This window comes from Kitasatospora sp. NPDC005856 (assembly GCF_040629945.1).
GTDB lineage: Bacteria > Actinomycetota > Actinomycetes > Streptomycetales > Streptomycetaceae > Kitasatospora.
This window is the reverse complement of record NZ_JBEXWT010000025.1, coordinates 92,945-108,355: the sequence shown is the minus strand read 5'-3', so window position 1 is coordinate 108,355 and position 15,411 is coordinate 92,945. Positions and strand designations below refer to the sequence as shown.

13 protein-coding genes and 1 pseudogene are annotated in these 15,411 nt (G+C 73.7%); 8 read left to right on the top strand and 6 right to left on the bottom strand.

The features are described from left to right. From ABZ449_RS17770 to eccB, 5 genes and pseudogenes are all read right to left on the bottom strand, one after another. Positions 1-2,147: pseudogene (locus ABZ449_RS17770) on the bottom strand (hypothetical protein); the annotation flags it as partial. A 100-nt stretch (positions 2,148-2,247) separates the two neighbouring features. Continuing rightward, positions 2,248-2,613 (bottom strand): hypothetical protein, encoded by a 366-nt coding sequence (locus ABZ449_RS17765; protein ID WP_360346552.1) that lies wholly within the window; start codon positions 2,611-2,613, stop codon positions 2,248-2,250. Positions 2,614-2,632: 19 nt separating this feature from the next. After that, positions 2,633-2,932 (bottom strand): hypothetical protein, encoded by a 300-nt coding sequence (locus tag ABZ449_RS17760; RefSeq protein ID WP_360346551.1) that lies wholly within the window; start codon positions 2,930-2,932, stop codon positions 2,633-2,635. 32 nt (positions 2,933-2,964) lie between these two features. After that, complete coding sequence (locus tag ABZ449_RS17755) at positions 2,965-3,276, bottom strand: hypothetical protein (protein ID WP_360346550.1); 312 nt, start codon at positions 3,274-3,276, stop codon at positions 2,965-2,967. A gap of 100 nt (positions 3,277-3,376) precedes the next feature. Next, positions 3,377-4,876 carry a type VII secretion protein EccB gene (eccB, locus tag ABZ449_RS17750; protein WP_360346549.1) on the bottom strand — a complete coding sequence of 500 codons (1,500 nt, stop codon included), beginning with the start codon at positions 4,874-4,876 and terminating at the stop codon, positions 3,377-3,379. Positions 4,877-5,322: 446 nt separating this feature from the next. Here eccB and ABZ449_RS17745 point away from each other — a divergent pair, with 446 nt between their 5' ends. The 3 genes from ABZ449_RS17745 (at position 5,323) to ABZ449_RS17735 (ending at position 7,854) form a co-directional block, all read left to right on the top strand. After that, positions 5,323-5,580 carry a hypothetical protein gene (locus ABZ449_RS17745; RefSeq protein ID WP_360346547.1) on the top strand — a complete coding sequence of 86 codons (258 nt, stop codon included), beginning with the start codon at positions 5,323-5,325 and terminating at the stop codon, positions 5,578-5,580. 184 nt (positions 5,581-5,764) lie between these two features. After that, positions 5,765-6,967: an MFS transporter gene (locus ABZ449_RS17740; protein ID WP_360346545.1), complete on the top strand. Its 1,203-nt coding sequence runs from the start codon at positions 5,765-5,767 to the stop codon at positions 6,965-6,967. A gap of 149 nt (positions 6,968-7,116) precedes the next feature. After that, the gene (locus tag ABZ449_RS17735) at positions 7,117-7,854 is read left to right on the top strand and encodes a class I SAM-dependent methyltransferase (RefSeq protein WP_360346543.1); all 738 of its coding nucleotides are present in this window, start codon (positions 7,117-7,119) and stop codon (positions 7,852-7,854) included. Between the two features lie 50 nt (positions 7,855-7,904). On the opposite strand, the gene ABZ449_RS17730 is transcribed toward ABZ449_RS17735, so the two are convergent. Then, on the bottom strand, positions 7,905-9,278 hold the full coding sequence (locus ABZ449_RS17730) for an FAD-binding oxidoreductase (protein ID WP_360346541.1): 1,374 nt from the start codon (positions 9,276-9,278) through the stop codon (positions 7,905-7,907). A 335-nt stretch (positions 9,279-9,613) separates the two neighbouring features. Here ABZ449_RS17730 and ABZ449_RS17725 point away from each other — a divergent pair, with 335 nt between their 5' ends. The 5 genes from ABZ449_RS17725 (at position 9,614) to ABZ449_RS17705 (ending at position 15,352) form a co-directional block, all read left to right on the top strand. Then, positions 9,614-10,459 carry a ferritin-like domain-containing protein gene (locus tag ABZ449_RS17725; protein WP_360346539.1) on the top strand — a complete coding sequence of 282 codons (846 nt, stop codon included), beginning with the start codon at positions 9,614-9,616 and terminating at the stop codon, positions 10,457-10,459. Between the two features lie 173 nt (positions 10,460-10,632). Further along, positions 10,633-12,561 carry a RiPP maturation radical SAM C-methyltransferase gene (locus tag ABZ449_RS17720; protein ID WP_360346537.1) on the top strand — a complete coding sequence of 643 codons (1,929 nt, stop codon included), beginning with the start codon at positions 10,633-10,635 and terminating at the stop codon, positions 12,559-12,561. Next, complete coding sequence (locus ABZ449_RS17715) at positions 12,561-13,193, top strand: DUF5825 family protein (RefSeq protein ID WP_360346535.1); 633 nt, start codon at positions 12,561-12,563, stop codon at positions 13,191-13,193. Before ABZ449_RS17720 ends, ABZ449_RS17715 begins: the two co-directional genes overlap by 1 nt. A gap of 3 nt (positions 13,194-13,196) precedes the next feature. Then, a complete protein-coding gene (locus tag ABZ449_RS17710; protein WP_360346533.1) occupies positions 13,197-14,525 on the top strand; it encodes an MFS transporter in 1,329 nt (442 codons plus the stop codon). 74 nt (positions 14,526-14,599) lie between these two features. Then, positions 14,600-15,352: an SDR family NAD(P)-dependent oxidoreductase gene (locus tag ABZ449_RS17705; RefSeq protein ID WP_360346531.1), complete on the top strand. Its 753-nt coding sequence runs from the start codon at positions 14,600-14,602 to the stop codon at positions 15,350-15,352. Positions 15,353-15,411 lie beyond the last annotated feature (59 nt).

Here is a 15,411-nt window from a genome sequence, read left to right as displayed (position 1 = left end):
AGGTGATCGACCACCTGCGTGACGGCTTCGGCGGCCACCTCGGCCGTCGGCCTGACGCCCATGGCCTCGGCCAGCCGGCCGCCGACACCGAGGTTCGCCGGGCCGGAGGCGACGCCGCCGACGGTCTTCGGGGCGGCGCCGCCCCGCGGCTCGCCGAACAGGTCGGAGCCGGCTCCGCCGGATCCGCCCGAGCCGAAGGAGATGCCGCCACCGCCGATCGAGCCGGGCAGCCCGCTCCAACTGCCGCCCCCACCGCGGATGTCCCCCATGCCCCTGGAGAGGGCGTGCTCCTCGTCGGTGAGCAGCTGCTCGAACTGCGAGACCGGCCGACCGTTCGCGTCCCGGACGGTGCCGTCCTCGGCGATGGTCCGGTCCTTGCCGAGCACCACCGGGTTGCCGTTGGAGTCCTTCACCAGGGTGCCGTCGGGGGCGGTGACCGTCCCGTCGTCGTTCCTCTTCGAGCCCGGCGGCACCTTGAACGGCGTGCCCGAGCCGGTGCCGGTGCCGCCGGACCCGGTGGTGGAGCCGCCGGAGCCCGTACCGGGCTGGCCCACGACGGTGCCGGGCGGCACGGTCCAGGGCTTGCCGTCCTTGTCCAGCAGCGGCTTGCCGTCCTTGTCGACCAGTTGGCCCTTGTCGTTGACGTGGGTGCCGGCCGGGACCATCTGCGGCTTGCCGTCCTTGCCGAGCAGCGGCTTGCCGTCCTTGTCCAACAGCGGGACCATGCCGGTCGTCCCGCCCCCGCCGGTCCCGCCGATGCCGCCGATGCCGCCGGTCTTCCCGCCGCCCTTGCCGCCGCCGATGCCCCCGATCCCGCCGGTCCCGCCCCCGCCCGCGCCGCCGCCTCCGGTGCCGCCCCCGGTCCCGCCGATCCCCGGGGGCCCCTTGACGTCGGTCTTCGACCCGTCGCCGTTCTTGTCGTCCTTGCCGTCGGGGGTGGTCTTGGTCTCGACCTTGTCCTTGGGCAGGTCGAGCGTGACCGGCCTGATCGGGATCAGGAGCTTGCTCGCGTCGTCGTAGGCGTCGCTCAGGAGCCTCCCCGCGTTGGTCGCGGCCGAGTCGAGCTTCTCGGCGACCCAGCCGTTCCACTTCTCCTTCGCCTTGGCCTCCAGCTTCGCGACGAAGGCGTCCAGGGCTCCCTTGTCGACGCCCTTGTCGTTGGTCGCCAGGGTGACCCCGCCACCCGAGACCGTGGCCTCGGCCGAGATGCTCCCGTCGTCGTAGCTGATCGTGGTGAGGGTGAGGACCGCGGTGAGGTCCTTGACCAGCTCCGTGAACGCGAAGTGCACGCACGTGTACGGCGAGGCGAAGCTGCCGCCCTTCGAGCCGTCGGTGTACTGCCAGTGCTCGCCCTGCTCGTTGCCCGTGGAGCTCAGCAGGGCGGAGTTCCCCATCCAGGGCTCGTAGCCCTGGTAGTACATGTTCGCCTGCTGCTGCTTCAGGGCGTCCCCGGCAGCGTTCAGCTTGGTGACGATGGGGTTGCTCGTGGACCCGCCCTTGGGCGGGTCCTTGGGCGCCTCCTTGGGCAGGTCCTTGTACGCGCCGAGATCGCCGCTGAGCCCGAAGTGCATGGCGATGAACTCGTTCTCCAGGCCGTACAGCACCTCCTTGAACCGGCCGGCCGCGCTGCCCTGGAACTCGCTGTCCGAGCCGCCCACGTCGTTGAACCAGGTGTTCACCTTCCTCCGCTGCTCCACGAAGAAGGTGTCGACCTCGCCGATGATCCGTGCGGCGTCCCACAGCGTCGGGGGCGCCGTGACCTCGTTGCCGCTGCAGCTCCCCCAGATCGACGGGCCCATGATGTCGCCCGGGTTGGACTTGAAGCGGCTGAACGGGGTCGGCGTCTTGTCGTCGGGCTTGCCGTCCCAGAAGTGCCAGTCGCAGGTCACGCCCAGGATCGTGCTGTAGGTGCCGCCGCCTTCGACCAGGTACACCCACTCGGCCCACATGTCGTATCCGGCGTCGCCCTTGGAGATGCCGTTCTGGACCTTGCGCTTGTCGTTGTTGGCCTTGGTGTCCGTGTACAGGTAGCGGGCCTGGATCCACTGGGGGCCGGTCACGTCGGTGCGCTGCGCGACGTCGCTGTGGTCCGTCCCGGCGAACACCTTCAGCATCTGTTCCCAGGTGTAGCTCGTCTGGTCGGCCATGGTCATCCTCCGGGCGGGGTGGAACGGTTCTCGGGCAGCGGTGTGCCGTCGGCGCCGGCGGGCCGGGTGGCCCTGCGGCGCCGACGGCGGTCTCCTGGCGTCAGGGGAGCTTGGTCGTCGGGGCGACGCCGGTGAGCACGTCGTGGAGGACCTCCAGCAGCTGGGCCTCCGTGAGGGCCTCGTCGTTGCCCTCGTGGAGCGTCCGCCCGGCCTTCAGCAGGTCGTTGACGATGTCGTCGATCGTCTTGCGGACGGCCTCGATGCCGTCGCCCACGCTCTTCGCGTAGTCGACGTAGGCCTGCTTCAGCGCCTTGGCGGACGGGAACGCGTCCTGGCCCGCCTTCAGCGCCGACGGCGCCTTCGCCCAGTTCGTCTTCTGGCCGTTCACGTCCTGCTCGAAGGCCCGCAGCTCTGCTAGGCGGCCCTCCAAGTAGGCGATGGTGATCTTGGTGGTGTCGCCGCTCATGCGCGGACCCCCCTCCTCGTCAGGCGAACTGCTTCCCCGCCTGGGTGTCCGACTCGCGCATGATCTCGTGCATCGTGCTGAGGGTGTTCGCGGCCGCCGTGATGTCGTCGTCCATGGCGGACTCGTTGGCCGAGACCACCCGGGAGAGGTCCTCGAAGGCCGTGGCCGCGACACCCTGGAAGTGGCCGCCGTCGATCACGCCCCGCAGCTTGCTCATGAGTTCGTCCAGGTTGCTGCGCATCATGTTGCCGGCCTGGCGCAGCTCGCTCGCCGCCTGCGACACGGTCTCGTGGTGGAGCTGGATGTTGCCGAAGTCCATGGGGGTACCCGTCCTCTACTGGTGATGGTCCGTCAGGCGCCTTGGAGGCCTTCGTAGATGCCGTCCGCGGCATGGGCGCGGGCGTCCTCCTCGGCCTGGGTGAGGATCGCGTTGGCACCCTGGGTCGACTGCACGAAGCGCTCGAAGGCCCCGATGACCTGCTGGTAGCGCGTCATCCAGTCCTCGACCTTCTGCTGGAAGACGGCGCTCGCGCCGGAGATGTAGCCTCCCGCGATCTCCTCCTTGATCCGCTCGACCGTGCGCCCGGCGGTCACCATGTGCTCGATCTGCTGCTCCAGGCTCGCCAGGACCTGGCGGATCGCTTCGTCTTCCTTGGTCAACATGCCCGGTGTGGTCATGCTCTGCTCCCTTCCCTGCGCTCGCCGGACGGACTGCCCGGCCGAGACGTCTGATCGGACCAACGGCCCTGCCGAGGACGGTGGTTCAGCTGCACGCCGACGGACTCGCCGCGGCGGTGCCGGCGGCCCCCGGGGCGGCCGCGGCGGCGACGGGCCCGGCGGTGGGCGCGGTGGCCTCCGCCATGGCCGCCGGATCGAGGCTCGGGCCGACGGGCAGCAGCGCCACCACCGCGGCCGGGACGGCGGTCGGCGTCGCACCTCCGTAGCCGAGTTGCTTGACGACCGCCGCCGAGGGCAGCGGGTAACGCATCCCGCCCTCGGTGACCAGGTACTCGGTGCCTCCGGCGCCCGCTCCCGACAGCGCCCGCACCAGGGCGCCTCGGCCGGGCCGGACGGCGATCCGGTCGGCGACGGCGCAGGACGCGCCCGCCGCACCCGCCGGCGGCGTCGGCGGCGTCGGCGGACGGCCCGCGTAGGCCTGGTCGGCGGGCAGCACGGTGACGGCGGTGGTCGGGGCGCCGGCGCCGGTGTGCAGGTCGGCGCAGACGCCCTCGCCGTGCAGCGGGGCGACCAGCGCCGGCGGCGACTCCGGGAGCCCCGGGGGCGGCGGTCCGCCGGGCGCGGCGTGCCCGGCGAGGTCCAGAGCGCCGATCGGCGCGGGCGCCGGGGCCGCACTGCCGTACGCCTCCTTCTGGGTGCGCGGGTCGCCGAGCAGCAGGGCGTACAGGGTCGGGGTGAGCGGGGCGAGGCCGTCCTTGGTGAGCAGGTAGTGCGCACCGCCCGGGGCCTCGAAGAGCTGGCCGATCCGGGTCGGCTTGCCGCCCAGCGCCGGGCCCGCCTCGCCGCGCCGGGCGACCGCGGGCGCGGCGAGGTCGGGCCCGGCGGGCAGCGCGTTCAGCACCCCGGCCGGCACCGGGAACGGCGTCGCACCGCCGTAACCGAGCGCCTGGAGCGCCTGGTTGGCGGTGTCGACGCGCAGCCGCTGGCCCTGCCAGAGCAGGTGCGCCGAGCCGTCCGGGGCCGCGACCAGCAGCCCCTGGCCGGGCGTCAGCGCCCGCCCCTCGGCCGCCGGGTCCACCAGCAGTGCCAGCTTCGGCACGGGGGTGCCGGTCGGGCCGGGCTGGGTGGTGGCGCAGGCCAGCCAGGTGCCGCCGGCCAGGTCGGCGGCGGGCGGCAGCCCGTCCGGGGCGCCGACGATCCCGACCGGGGCGCCGCGCGGCGCGTCCGCGATCGAGGCCCGGCTCACCTGCCGCACCGTCATCTGCTCACCGGCCAGCAGCCTGGCGCTGGTGTCGTTCAGCACCGGATGCAGCTGCCCGCCGACGGACAGGTACCGGGCGCCGGTCTCCTCGACCACCACCAGCGTGCCGGGCTTGGCCCAGCCGTCACCGCCACCGGGCCGGATCACCCCGTACACCGTGACGCCCAGCCCGATCAGCACGCCCACCGCCAGGCCCGCCATGGTGCCCCGGGTGGTGCGCCCGGAGGGGGTGTCCGGCGCGTCGGGCTCCGCCCGCAGCATGCCCGAGGCCAGCCTGCTCATCACGAACAGGTGCGCCTGCACCTGGTCGCGTCGGGACTGCATCCAGTTCCTCCCCGGTTCTTCACGGACGCCCCCGCTGCTTCGCGGCCGCACCGCTGCGCGCGCCCACTTCGGTCCTACGGCCGCCCGCACCGGCCGGGTTCACCACCCCGTCCGGCGGCCGGCCGTCCTCTCGGGCACCTGGATCCGCTGGAGGAGATCCTCGCCACCGGACGGACCTTCGCCGAACAGTGCCGTGAGCGCTGGCACGGGGACCTGCGCCGCGACCCGGCCCGCTACGTCGCCGCGTACCGGGTCTGACGCCCCGGCGGACCACCCGCGGGACCTCCCCGAGGCCATCCGAGGACCACCAGCGGGACACCCCCGCGTCAGCAGATCGTCAGCGGAGTGTCAGCAGCCCGTCAATCCGGGCCCCGGAGCCCGCGGAGCGGCGGAAGCTGGACGGACCGCACCTGCACGACCCGCAGGTCCTTCCGGAGGTGAGCCGCATGTCCGTCCTCGCTGCGTTCCATTCCGTCGTCCCCGACGTGCGCCGCCACGGCCACGGCCTGCGCACCACCGTCGCGCAGGTGCTGGACCGGCTGGCTGCCAGCCCGCTCGACAACACCGTGCTCGGCGCCATCGGCACGCCCCGTCCGACCACCCGCCCGGCCACCCGCCCGGCCGGTCTGCACGCCCGGTGGCGCCGCTCGACCAGCCCCGACGGCTCCACCGCCCTCGAAGCCACCTGGCACCAGGCCCGCTGACGCCGCCCGCACGGCCGTCCGAGCCCGTCCGTACCCGGCGGCGGCCGGGCTCGGACCGCCGTTCGGCGCAGCGCTCCCCCGCGCGGCAGGGCCCCGGCCCGGGGCCCGCGCCCAGAGCCTGTCTTCAAACTCCCGTCGTTCGCCCCGCAGGCGCGAGTTTGAAGACAGGCCCTATGGTGGGCGAATGACCGATCGTCGGACCGCCCGGCCAGGTGTCGCCCGGGTGGGGCACCTTGTCGCCGCCGCCGCTTTCGCCGTCTGCATGGCGGGCACCACCCTGCCCACCCCGCTCTACGGGCTGTACCAGGAGGAGCTCGGCTTCTCCGAGCTGACGGTGACGGTCGTGTTCGCGGTGTACGCCTTCGGTGTCATCGGCGTCCTGCTGCTGATCGGCAACGTCTCGGACTCGGTCGGGCGCCGGCCCGTGCTGCTCTGCGGGCTGCTCTGCTCGGCCGCCAGCGCCGTGGTCTTCCTGAACGCGGACAGTGTCGCCCTGCTCTGCCTGGGCCGCCTGCTGTCCGGGTTCTCGGCGGGCCTGTTCACCGGCACCGGGACGGCGTACGTGCTGGAACTCGCCCCGCCCGGGCACCGGGCCCACGCGGGCTTCGTCGCGACCGCCGCCAACATGGGCGGGCTCGGCTGCGGACCGCTGCTGTCGGGCGTGCTCTCGCAGTACGCGCCGCACCTCCTGGTCCTGCCGTTCGTCGTGCACCTGGGGCTGCTCGCCGCCTCGTTCGCGCTCACCTGGCTACTGCCCGAGACGGTCTCCGGGACCCGCCCGCTGCGCACGGCCCGGCCCGACCGGCCGTCCCTGCCGCCGGAGGTCCGGCCGGTGTTCCTGCCGGCCGCGGTCGCCGCCTTCGCCGGCTTCTCCCTGCTGGGCCTGTTCACCTCGGTCAGCCCCGCCTTCCTCGGCACGGAGCTGGGCGTCCACAACCGCGCGGTGGTCGGCCTGGTGGTCTTCACGGCCTTCTTCGCCTCCACGCTCGGCCAGCTCCTGGTGCCCCGGCTCGGCACCGCCCGGGCGATCCCGCTGGGCTGCCTGGTGCTGATCGCCGGGATGGCCCTGCTGGCCGCTTCGCTCGCCCGGGAGACCCTGCCCCCGCTGGTGCTCAGCGCCCTCGTGGGCGGCGCCGGGCAGGGCATGGGCCTGCGCGGGGCGGTGGGCGAGGTGGCCGCGGCCACTCCCGCCGAGCACCGCGGCGGCGCCCTCTCGGCGCTGTTCGTGGTCGCCTACTTCGGCATCTCGATCCCGGTCATCGGGGTGGGGCTGCTCACCGGGCCGCTCGGCCTGATCGACGCGGGACTGGTCTTCGCCGCCTGCATGGCCGTGCTCGCCGCCGCCTCCGGCCTCTACCTGCTGCGACGGTCGCGCTCCGCCGGCTGACCTTCGCTCCCCCGGTGCGCGCCCGCACGTTCCCGGCGCGCGCCCACCCGCGCACGCCCGCCGACTGCCGCCCGGACCCGCTTGCCGCCCGGACCGGGTACCGATAGACACGGACCAGACACCTCGCGCGACATCCGGAGGTCCCCGTCATGAGCGTGACGAATCGCTACCTGGGCGCCTGGGAGGGCTTCTGGCGCGACGCGCCCGAGGAACCGGGCGCGGTGATCTGGGACGCCGAACCGGCCCTCAGCGCCGAACGCCACCTCGTGCTGTTCCGTCCCCACCTGGCCGACCCGGCGCTGCCCGTCATCGACCTGGGCTGCGGCAACGGCACCCAGACCCGCTTCCTCGCCGAGCGCTTCCCGCTCGTCCTCGGGGTCGACCTGGCCGCCGCCGCGGTGGACCGCGCCCGGCGCGGCGACCCGGCCGGGCGGGCCGAGTTCACCCGGCTGGACGCCACCGACGCCAAGGCCGTCCGGGCGCTCCACCACCGCCTCGGCGACGCCAACGTGTACGTGCGCGGGGTGATCCACCAGAGCGATCCGGCCGACCGCCAACGGGTGGTCGATGCCGTTCGCGTCCTGATCGGGGCACGTGGCCGGGCCTTCGTGTTCGAGCTCGCCGAGGCGGCCAAGGGCGTGCTGGGCGAGCTCGCCCGCGACCCGGCCGGCCCGCCCCCGAAGCTGCGCCCGGTCCTCGCCCACGGGCTCGTCCCCGCCGACGTCGCCGACGCGGTCTTCCCCGAACTGTTCCGCACGGCCGGACTCGACGTCCTCGCCGGCGGTGAACTGCCCCTGGCCACCACGGAGTCCACCCCCGACGGCACCCGGATCGAGCTGCCCGCGCACTGGCTGGTCGCCGGTCCGGGCGGGTCCGCGCCGCGCTGAGCCCGGCGCGGACGAGGCGGGCGAGGCGGGCGAGCCGGACCAGGGCAGCCCTACTCCGGCCGGATGTTCAGGTTGCCGCGCAGGACGTTCCCCGGGTCGTAGGCCTTCTTCACGGCCGCGAGCCGGGCGTAGCGCTCCGGGCCGTAGACGTCCCGCGCCTTCCGGTCCCCCTCGCCCTGGACGTAGTTGGCGTACGCCCCGCCGGTGCCGAAGGCCCGCAGGCCCTCGATCGTCGCCCGCGACCAGGCGATGTGCTCCGCGTCCCGTTCCGGGTCGGTCCAGTGCGCCTCCGCCGTCACCTGGTAGGGAGCGGCGCGGCCGGGGAAGGCGGAGTCCTGCTCGGGGACGTCCCCGATGGCCCCGCGCAGGAACTCGAAGTCGATCGAGCAGAGCGCGGACGGGTTGGCCCGGGTCGCCTCGACCATCCGGGCGACGGCATCGGGCGAAAGGTCCTGGAGGTAGCGGGACTTGACGAAGTACCGGTCGCCCCTGGGCTCGCTGCTGTCGCCGAGCGCCTGCAGCTGCGGGTACGACATCGGGATGCTCACCCGGGCCGCGGGCGCGACCTCCCGGTAGAGCGACTCGGTGTGCGCGCGGCCCTCCTCCTGGTCCCCGGTCCACACCGCCAGGAGCAGCAGCGCGTGCCGCCCCCGCAGGTGCTCCGGTATCCAGTCCTGCTCGCCCGCGCGTTTCAGCCCGCCGACGACGTGCAGGCCGGCCGGCTGCCGCTCGGTGTACGCCCGGTAGGCGGCCAGGGCGTCGGGGACGTCGTCCAGGGCGTGCACGCCCATGCTGAAGAGCGCCGGTCCGACCGGGCGCAGCCGCAGCGTGAAGCGGGTCACCACGCCGAAGTTCCCGCCGCCGCCGCGCAGCGCCCACAGCAGTTCGGGGTGGCTCTCCTCGCTGGCCTCGACCACCGAGCCGTCGGCGAGGACGACCTCGGCGGCGAGGATGTGGTCGCAGGTCAGGCCCCAGCGGCGGGCGAGCCAGCCGTATCCGCCACCGAGGGCCAGTCCGCCCAGGCCGGTGTGGGAGATGACGCCGGCCGGGCAGGCCAGTTGGTGCGGCGCCGTGGCCTGGTCGAGGTCGCTCAGCAGGCAGCCGCCCTGGGCCTCGGCGGTGCGGGCCCGCGGGTCGACGGTGACGGCGCGCATCGGCGACAGGTCGATCATCAGCGCCCCGTCGGCGACGGCGCTGCCGCCGACGTTGTGGCCGCCGCCGCGGACGGTGACGTCGAGGCCTTGGGCCGCCGCGTGGCGCAGCGCCTCGCTCACGTCCGCCGCGCTGCGGCAGCGGGCGATGTGGACGGGGCGGCGGTCGTGCATGCCGTTCCACACCGTGCGCGCCTCGTCGTACCCGGCGTCGCCGGGGCTCAGCCAGTGTGCGGGTGGTGTTGCCCGTGGCAGGACGTCGTCCTCCGGCATGGTGGCGGCTCCCCGTGATCGATGCGCCGATGCGATGGCGCACACACGATAGGTCGCCCGTCGACGGTCCGAAGGTGAAGATTTGATGGTCGATCAGCTTTCGGCCATCCTCCGTTCCTGGTCGAACCGTCCCGGACGGACCACGCCTGAGACCAGGCCGGTCCCGATCTCCGCTGGTCAGCCTCGGACCGCCGGGCGATCAACCCAAGTCCCGTCAGTCACCGGGATCTTGGCGCATTTGCGGGGCCGGAACGACGAAAGCGTTCGAACAACCGGGCCCACCGTGTTTTGCTTCCCTGCACATGACATCGGTCGGCACGGCAACGGGGTGAGGGATGACTGGGACCGAAGGTGCTCCGGACCGACCGCGTCCGTCGGGCGTGGCCCGCTACCGCGCCCGCGGCGTCCCCGACCTGCACCACCGCTTCATCCGCGACGCCCGCTCGCACGACTGGGAGCCGGCCGAGGTGGTCCACCGGGCCCTGCGCGACCGCACCGGGACCGCCCCGCCCTCCGAGCTGTCCTGGCTGATCGCGAGCGGCAGCACCTACGCCGAACAGGTCGGCATGGACGTGGCGGCCGGTCTGCTGCACGCCTGCCCCGAGGGCGACATGAAGCTGGTGCTCGCCACCGCGGTGGCCGACGAGGCCAAGCACTCGGCCGTCTTCCACCGCTACGCGCACGCCGTCGCCGGGTCGGTCAAGGATCCGGGCGAGGCCGTCGAGGAGTTGTCGCGCGACCTGTGGTCCCTGGGCGACTACACCGCCCGCTTCCTGGCCCACACACTGGCCGAGGGGTTCGCCGCCGACGAGTTCCGCTGGTTCGACGAGGGCCTGCGCGGGGACGGCCTGGGCGAGGTGTACCGGCTGGTGCGCCGCGACGAGTCCCGCCACGTCGCGCTCGGCATGGCCTACCTCACCCACGGCCCCGGCGCGGACCGACTGCGCCGTCTGCCCGCCGAGTTGCTGCTCGCCGCCGAACAGGTGGTGCTGAAGCACAACGACGTGGACAAGCTGGCCTCGCTGGTGCACCGGCTGCTGCCCGGTACACCGGCACCACTGGTCGCCGCCCGGCTCCGGGCGCGACACGCCACCCGCATGCGGGTGCTCCTGAATGTCCGGGACGACCGGCAAGAACTGTCCCGGCGCCGCAAATCCACGCGAGAACACATGGAGGTGTGATGGAGATCAAGAAGGTTGCCGTCCGCGCTGAGACCAAGGCGGCCAACAAGTACAGCGTGAGCACACGCCGCGCGAGCAAGTAAGGCTCACTGGTTCAGCCGAGGCGGCCGTACCCCCGGTGGTGCGGCCGCCTCTCCACCGTCCGAGAGTCCGAGAGTCGGAAAGGCCAGGGAATGCGTATCGCGCTCGTCTCCATGCCGTGGCAGGCCCTGGAGATGCCGTCGCTCCAGGTCGGCCTCCTGCACGCACTCGTCACCCGGGAACGGCCGGCCGACGAGGTCGCCGAGTACCACGGGTGGCTGCGCTGGGCCGAGTTCCTGCTGGAGCACAGCGACGGCGAACTGACCCCGGCGGAGTACATGACCGTCGCCGACGACCAGGTGTTCGACGGCTTCGGCGACTGGGTCTTCTCGGGCTGCCTCTACGACGACGACCAGTGGGGGACCGAGCAGCTCACCGCCTACGCGGCCCGCACCGGATCGTCGATCGACAGCCTGCTGCGCATGCGGCCGCACGCCGCCCGGTTCATCGCCGAGGCCGCCCGCGACGTGCTCGCCACCGACCCCGACGTGGTCGGGATGACCACCACCTTCCTGCAGAACGTGCCCTCGCTCGCCCTCGCCCGGGAGATCAAGCGCCTGCGGCCCGAGGTCGTCACCGTGCTGGGCGGCAGCAACTGCGACAGCGTCATGGGCCACGCCCTGCACCGCAACCACCCCTTCCTGGACCACGTCGTGCGCGGGGAGGCCGAGCGGGCCTTCCCGGCGCTGCTCGCCCACATCGAGCGCGGCACGGCCCCCGCCGACGTCCCCGGGGTCTGCTGGTGGGACGGCGACACCTCGCGCGCCAACCGGGAGCCCCGCGGCACCGTCCCGATCGGACTGCTGCCCAGCCCCGACTTCGACGCCTGGCAGGAGTCCTTCGACTCCTCCCCGGTGGCCGAGTTCGTCGAGCCCAAGCTCGTGGTGGAGGGCGCCCGGGGCTGCTGGTGGGGCGAGAAGCACCACTGCACCTTCTGCGGGCTCAACGGAAGCCTGATGGAGTTCCGCTCGAAGAGCGGCGAACAGCTCTGGTCCGAGATCGAACGGCTCGTCCACCGGCACAAGTTGCTCGACGTCATCACGGTGGACAACATCATCAGCATGGACTACTTCCGTGACTTCCTGCCACGGGCCGCCGAGAGCGAGTGGGACCTGCGCATCCACTACGAGGTGAAGTCGAACCTCAGCCGGGAGCAGATCGCCCTGCTGGGCCGCGCCCGGGTCACCCACGTCCAGCCCGGCATCGAGAGCCTGAACAGCCGGGTGCTCGACCTGATGGACAAGGGGGTCACCGGCGCCCGCAACGTCCGTACCATGAGGGAGTGCGAGAACCACGCGCTCACCTGCGTCTGGAACTACCTCTACGGGTTCCCGGGCGAGCGCGACGAGGACTACACGGAGATCATCGACCAGATGCCGGCCCTGCGCCACCTCCAGCCTCCGGGCGGTGCCACCCGCATCGCGCTGGAACGCTTCAGCCCGCACTTCACCAACCCCGCGCTGGGCTTCACCGAGCGCCGCCCCGCCGACATCTACCAGCACGTCTACCAGCTGCCGCGGGAGGAACTGGAGGACCTGGTCTACCTGTTCGACACCCCGGCCACCGGCATCCAGGGCGAGCTGGAACGACGGCTGGTGGAGGAGATCGACCGCTGGACGGAGGCCTACCCGTCCTCCCGGCTCCTGCTCGAACCGGTCACGGCGGGCCCGGACGTCGGTGACGGCGGCGACGGCGGCGAGCAGGGCGATCTGCTGATCCACGACGAACGCGAGGGCTGGCCCCGACGCACCCACCGGCTGACGCACTGGCGCGCCGCCGCCTTCCGCGAGCTGGACCACGGCCGTACGCTCCCCGCCCTGCAGCGCCGCCTGGCCGAGGCCGGGCACGAGGTCCCGCTGGACGCGCTCACCGCCTGGGGGCGCGAACTCCTGGCGCACGGACTGGTGTTCAAGGACGGCGACACCCTGGTCGCGCTGCCCACCCGGGCGGTGCCGGTCCGCGCCCCCGGCGACGGCGCCGCGTTCCCCGTCGCCCTCCCCACCCCCGAGGAGGTGGCGTGATGCCGATCGCGAAGCCCTCCCTCGCGGCACCGGACCGGCCGGACCTGCCGGACACCGTGCCCCACCGGCTGGACGGGCGGCTGGTCGTCCTCGCCGCACCGGTCCGTCTCGGCGCGGGCGGGCGGCCCGCCGCCGAGGCCGTCCGACTGCTGCGCGAGTGCCAGAGCCAGGTGCTCCCGGTGCGGTGGTCGCCGGCCCCGGACGACCCGGTGCTGCACGACCCCGACGCCGCCGACTTCGCCCTCCACCACCTGCACCACCTGCCGCCGCCGTTCGCGGAGCCCTCCGAGGCCGAGGAGGCCGCGCAGACCCCGCAGGCCGAACGGGCCCTGGCCGACTGGCGCTCCGCCTACGCGTACGGGAGTTTCTACTACCGGCAGGGACCTGGCTTCGTCCAGGTCAGGGACCGCCGGGACCCTGACGCCTCCGCCCGCTTCGCGCTGGACCACCCCGACCTGGTGGCCACCTTCCGGGCCTGCCTGACCCCCACCGCCCTGGACGACCTCAGCAGTACGGGCCGTGAGGCCGTGTCCGTCCTGGCGTCCGAAGGCCTCGTGCTCGTCACCCGGGGCTGGGCGGTGACACTGCCTCCACGCATCCGCCACTGGACCGTGCCCGACACAGGAGTCTGATACATGGGATCTTCCACGGCCGAGGAGTCGTCCGTACCCGCGGAGTCCGGACCGCCCACGACACCGCCCCCGGCCCCGGAATCCGTACCGCTGCGCCGGCACCGCCCGCTGCTGCTGCTGGTCACGGAGCAGATGACCAGCTCGGTGGGACGTCAGGTGACCGCGCTGGCGCTGCCCCTGCTGGCCATCGCCCACCTGCACGCCGGCCCGCTGGGCGCCTCGGCGCTGATGGCGATGTCCTACCTGCCCGGCGTCCTGCTCAGCCCGGTCATCGGCGTCGCCGTCGACCGGGCCCGGCTGCGGCGGATGCTGGTCTCGCTGTCCTGGCTGCAGGTCCCCGCCATCGGCAGCGTGCCGCTCGCGGCCGCCCTGGACGGCCTGACCTGGCCGCACCTGTTCGCCGCGGCCGCCGCCTCCGGGGCGCTGAACTCCGCCCAGAGCGTCGCACTGCAGTCCTGTCTGCCCCGCGTGATGCCCAAGGAACGCCTGCTGCCGGCCAACTCCTCGCTCACCGGGGCCCGGACCATCGGCCTGATCGGCGGGCCGGCGCTCGGCGGCATCCTGATCGGCGTGATCGACCCGGCCCCCGCGCTGCTCGTCGAGTGCGCCGCCTACCTCGTCGGCGGGGCCCTGTTCCTCGCGCTGCCGGCCTCCCTGAACCGGTCCGCGCACGAGGCGGGCAGCGGCGCGCGGTCCCGCCTCGAAGCCCTGAAGGAGGGCCTCGACGTCATCCGGCGCGAGACCCTGCTGCGCCGCCAGGCCCTGGCCGCGGCCGGGCTCAACCTGGGCGGCGGGGCCGGCGGCGGCCTGTTCGTCCTGTACGCCGACCGGGAGCTGCAGCTGCCCTCCTGGCAGCTCGGCGCCGTCTACGCCGCGTACGCCGTCGGGATGGGCAGCGGCGTGCTGGCCGCGACCTCCGTCACCCGCGCGCTGGGCATGGCCCGGGCCATCCGGCTGTGCGCCGTGGGCGCGGGCGCCGCCCTCTTCCTCATCCCGGCGGCTTCCCTGGGGCTGTCCTTCCCGGTCCTGGTCCTGTACCAGCTGCTGTTCGGACTGCTGGCCACCGTCTGGGCGATCGCCATGACCACCGGGCGCCAACTCGTCACCCCCGCCCACCTGTTGGGTCGCGTGAACGCCTTCCTCCAGGCCGTGCTGACCGCCACCCTGCCGGTCGGCGCCTTCGTCGGCGGGTGGCTCGCCTCCCGGGTCGGCATCGTGCCGGTGCTGGTCGGGGCGGCGGCCGTCGCCCTGGCGGGCGCGAGCAGCCTCTGGTTCCCGCGCGACATGCTCGCCGAGATCGAGCGGGCGGCGGAGCGGAAGAAGGCCGCCTGATGCCCCGTCATCCGCGAGCCCGACCCCTCGCACCACGTCCTCGACACCACGTCCTCGACGACACAGGAGGCCGCATGCCCGGCACAGCGGGAACCGTGCTCATCACCGGAGCGAGCAGCGGCATCGGAGCGGCCACCGCGCGCCGGCTCGCCGCCCGCGGACACGACCTGGTGCTGATCGCCCGGCGCGAGGACCGCCTCAAGGCGCTGGCCACGGAGCTGTCCGCCGAGCACGGCACCGTCGTCGTCGCGGTGCCCCTCGACCTGGAGCGCACCGACGAGCTCGCCGACGCGCTGACGGCCGTCCTCGCCGCCCTGCCCGGCCCGCTCGCCGGCGCCGTGCTGGCGGCCGGGCACGGCCGCGGCCAGGGGCCGGTGCGGGAGGCCGACAGCGCGCCGTGGGAGTCCCAGCTGCGGGTCAACCTGCTCGCCCCGATGATCGCCACGCGCCTGCTCCTGCCCGAACTGGACGCCCACGGCGGGGACCTGGTGCTGATCGGCTCCGTGTTCGGCACCCGGGCCTCGCCCGGCTACGCGGCCTACGCCGCCGGCAAGCACGGACTGGCGGGCTTCGTCCGCTCGCTCGCCGAGGAGGAACGGCCGCCCGGCGGCTGCCGGATCTGCCTGATCTCCCCCGGTGCCACCAACACCGAGTTCGCCTCGGTCCTCTCCGGGGACCCGGACCCGCGCGTCCACGAGGTCACCGACTGGCCGTACCACCCGCTGCTCGCCGAGGACGTGGCGGCCGCCGTCGAGTGGGCGATGAGCCGCCCCGGCCAGGCCCGGATCGCGGAGCTCACCCTTGAGCCCACCGACGCCCGGTACTGACCCGCCCCCGGCACGTGGCCGCGACGGTCCGTGCCGACCCGTGCCGTCGCCGACCCGTG

Bases quoted from the DNA above. Each gene is read 5' to 3' on its own strand.
- ABZ449_RS17735 (WP_360346543.1), top strand. From the start codon at position 7,117: ATGAGCGTGACGAATCGCTACCTGGGCGCCTGGGAGGGCTTCTGGCGC.
- ABZ449_RS17740 (WP_360346545.1), top strand. From the start codon at position 5,765: ATGACCGATCGTCGGACCGCCCGGCCAGGTGTCGCCCGGGTGGGGCAC.
- ABZ449_RS17725 (WP_360346539.1), top strand. From the start codon at position 9,614: ATGACTGGGACCGAAGGTGCTCCGGACCGACCGCGTCCGTCGGGCGTG.
- ABZ449_RS17745 (WP_360346547.1), top strand. From the start codon at position 5,323: ATGTCCGTCCTCGCTGCGTTCCATTCCGTCGTCCCCGACGTGCGCCGC.
- ABZ449_RS17760 (WP_360346551.1), bottom strand. From the start codon at position 2,932: ATGGACTTCGGCAACATCCAGCTCCACCACGAGACCGTGTCGCAGGCG.
- ABZ449_RS17715 (WP_360346535.1), top strand. From the start codon at position 12,561: ATGCCGATCGCGAAGCCCTCCCTCGCGGCACCGGACCGGCCGGACCTG.
- eccB (WP_360346549.1), bottom strand. From the start codon at position 4,876: ATGCAGTCCCGACGCGACCAGGTGCAGGCGCACCTGTTCGTGATGAGC.
- ABZ449_RS17730 (WP_360346541.1), bottom strand. From the start codon at position 9,278: ATGCCGGAGGACGACGTCCTGCCACGGGCAACACCACCCGCACACTGG.
- ABZ449_RS17755 (WP_360346550.1), bottom strand. From the start codon at position 3,276: ATGTTGACCAAGGAAGACGAAGCGATCCGCCAGGTCCTGGCGAGCCTG.
- ABZ449_RS17720 (WP_360346537.1), top strand. From the start codon at position 10,633: ATGCGTATCGCGCTCGTCTCCATGCCGTGGCAGGCCCTGGAGATGCCG.
- ABZ449_RS17710 (WP_360346533.1), top strand. From the start codon at position 13,197: ATGGGATCTTCCACGGCCGAGGAGTCGTCCGTACCCGCGGAGTCCGGA.
- ABZ449_RS17765 (WP_360346552.1), bottom strand. From the start codon at position 2,613: ATGAGCGGCGACACCACCAAGATCACCATCGCCTACTTGGAGGGCCGC.
- ABZ449_RS17705 (WP_360346531.1), top strand. From the start codon at position 14,600: ATGCCCGGCACAGCGGGAACCGTGCTCATCACCGGAGCGAGCAGCGGC.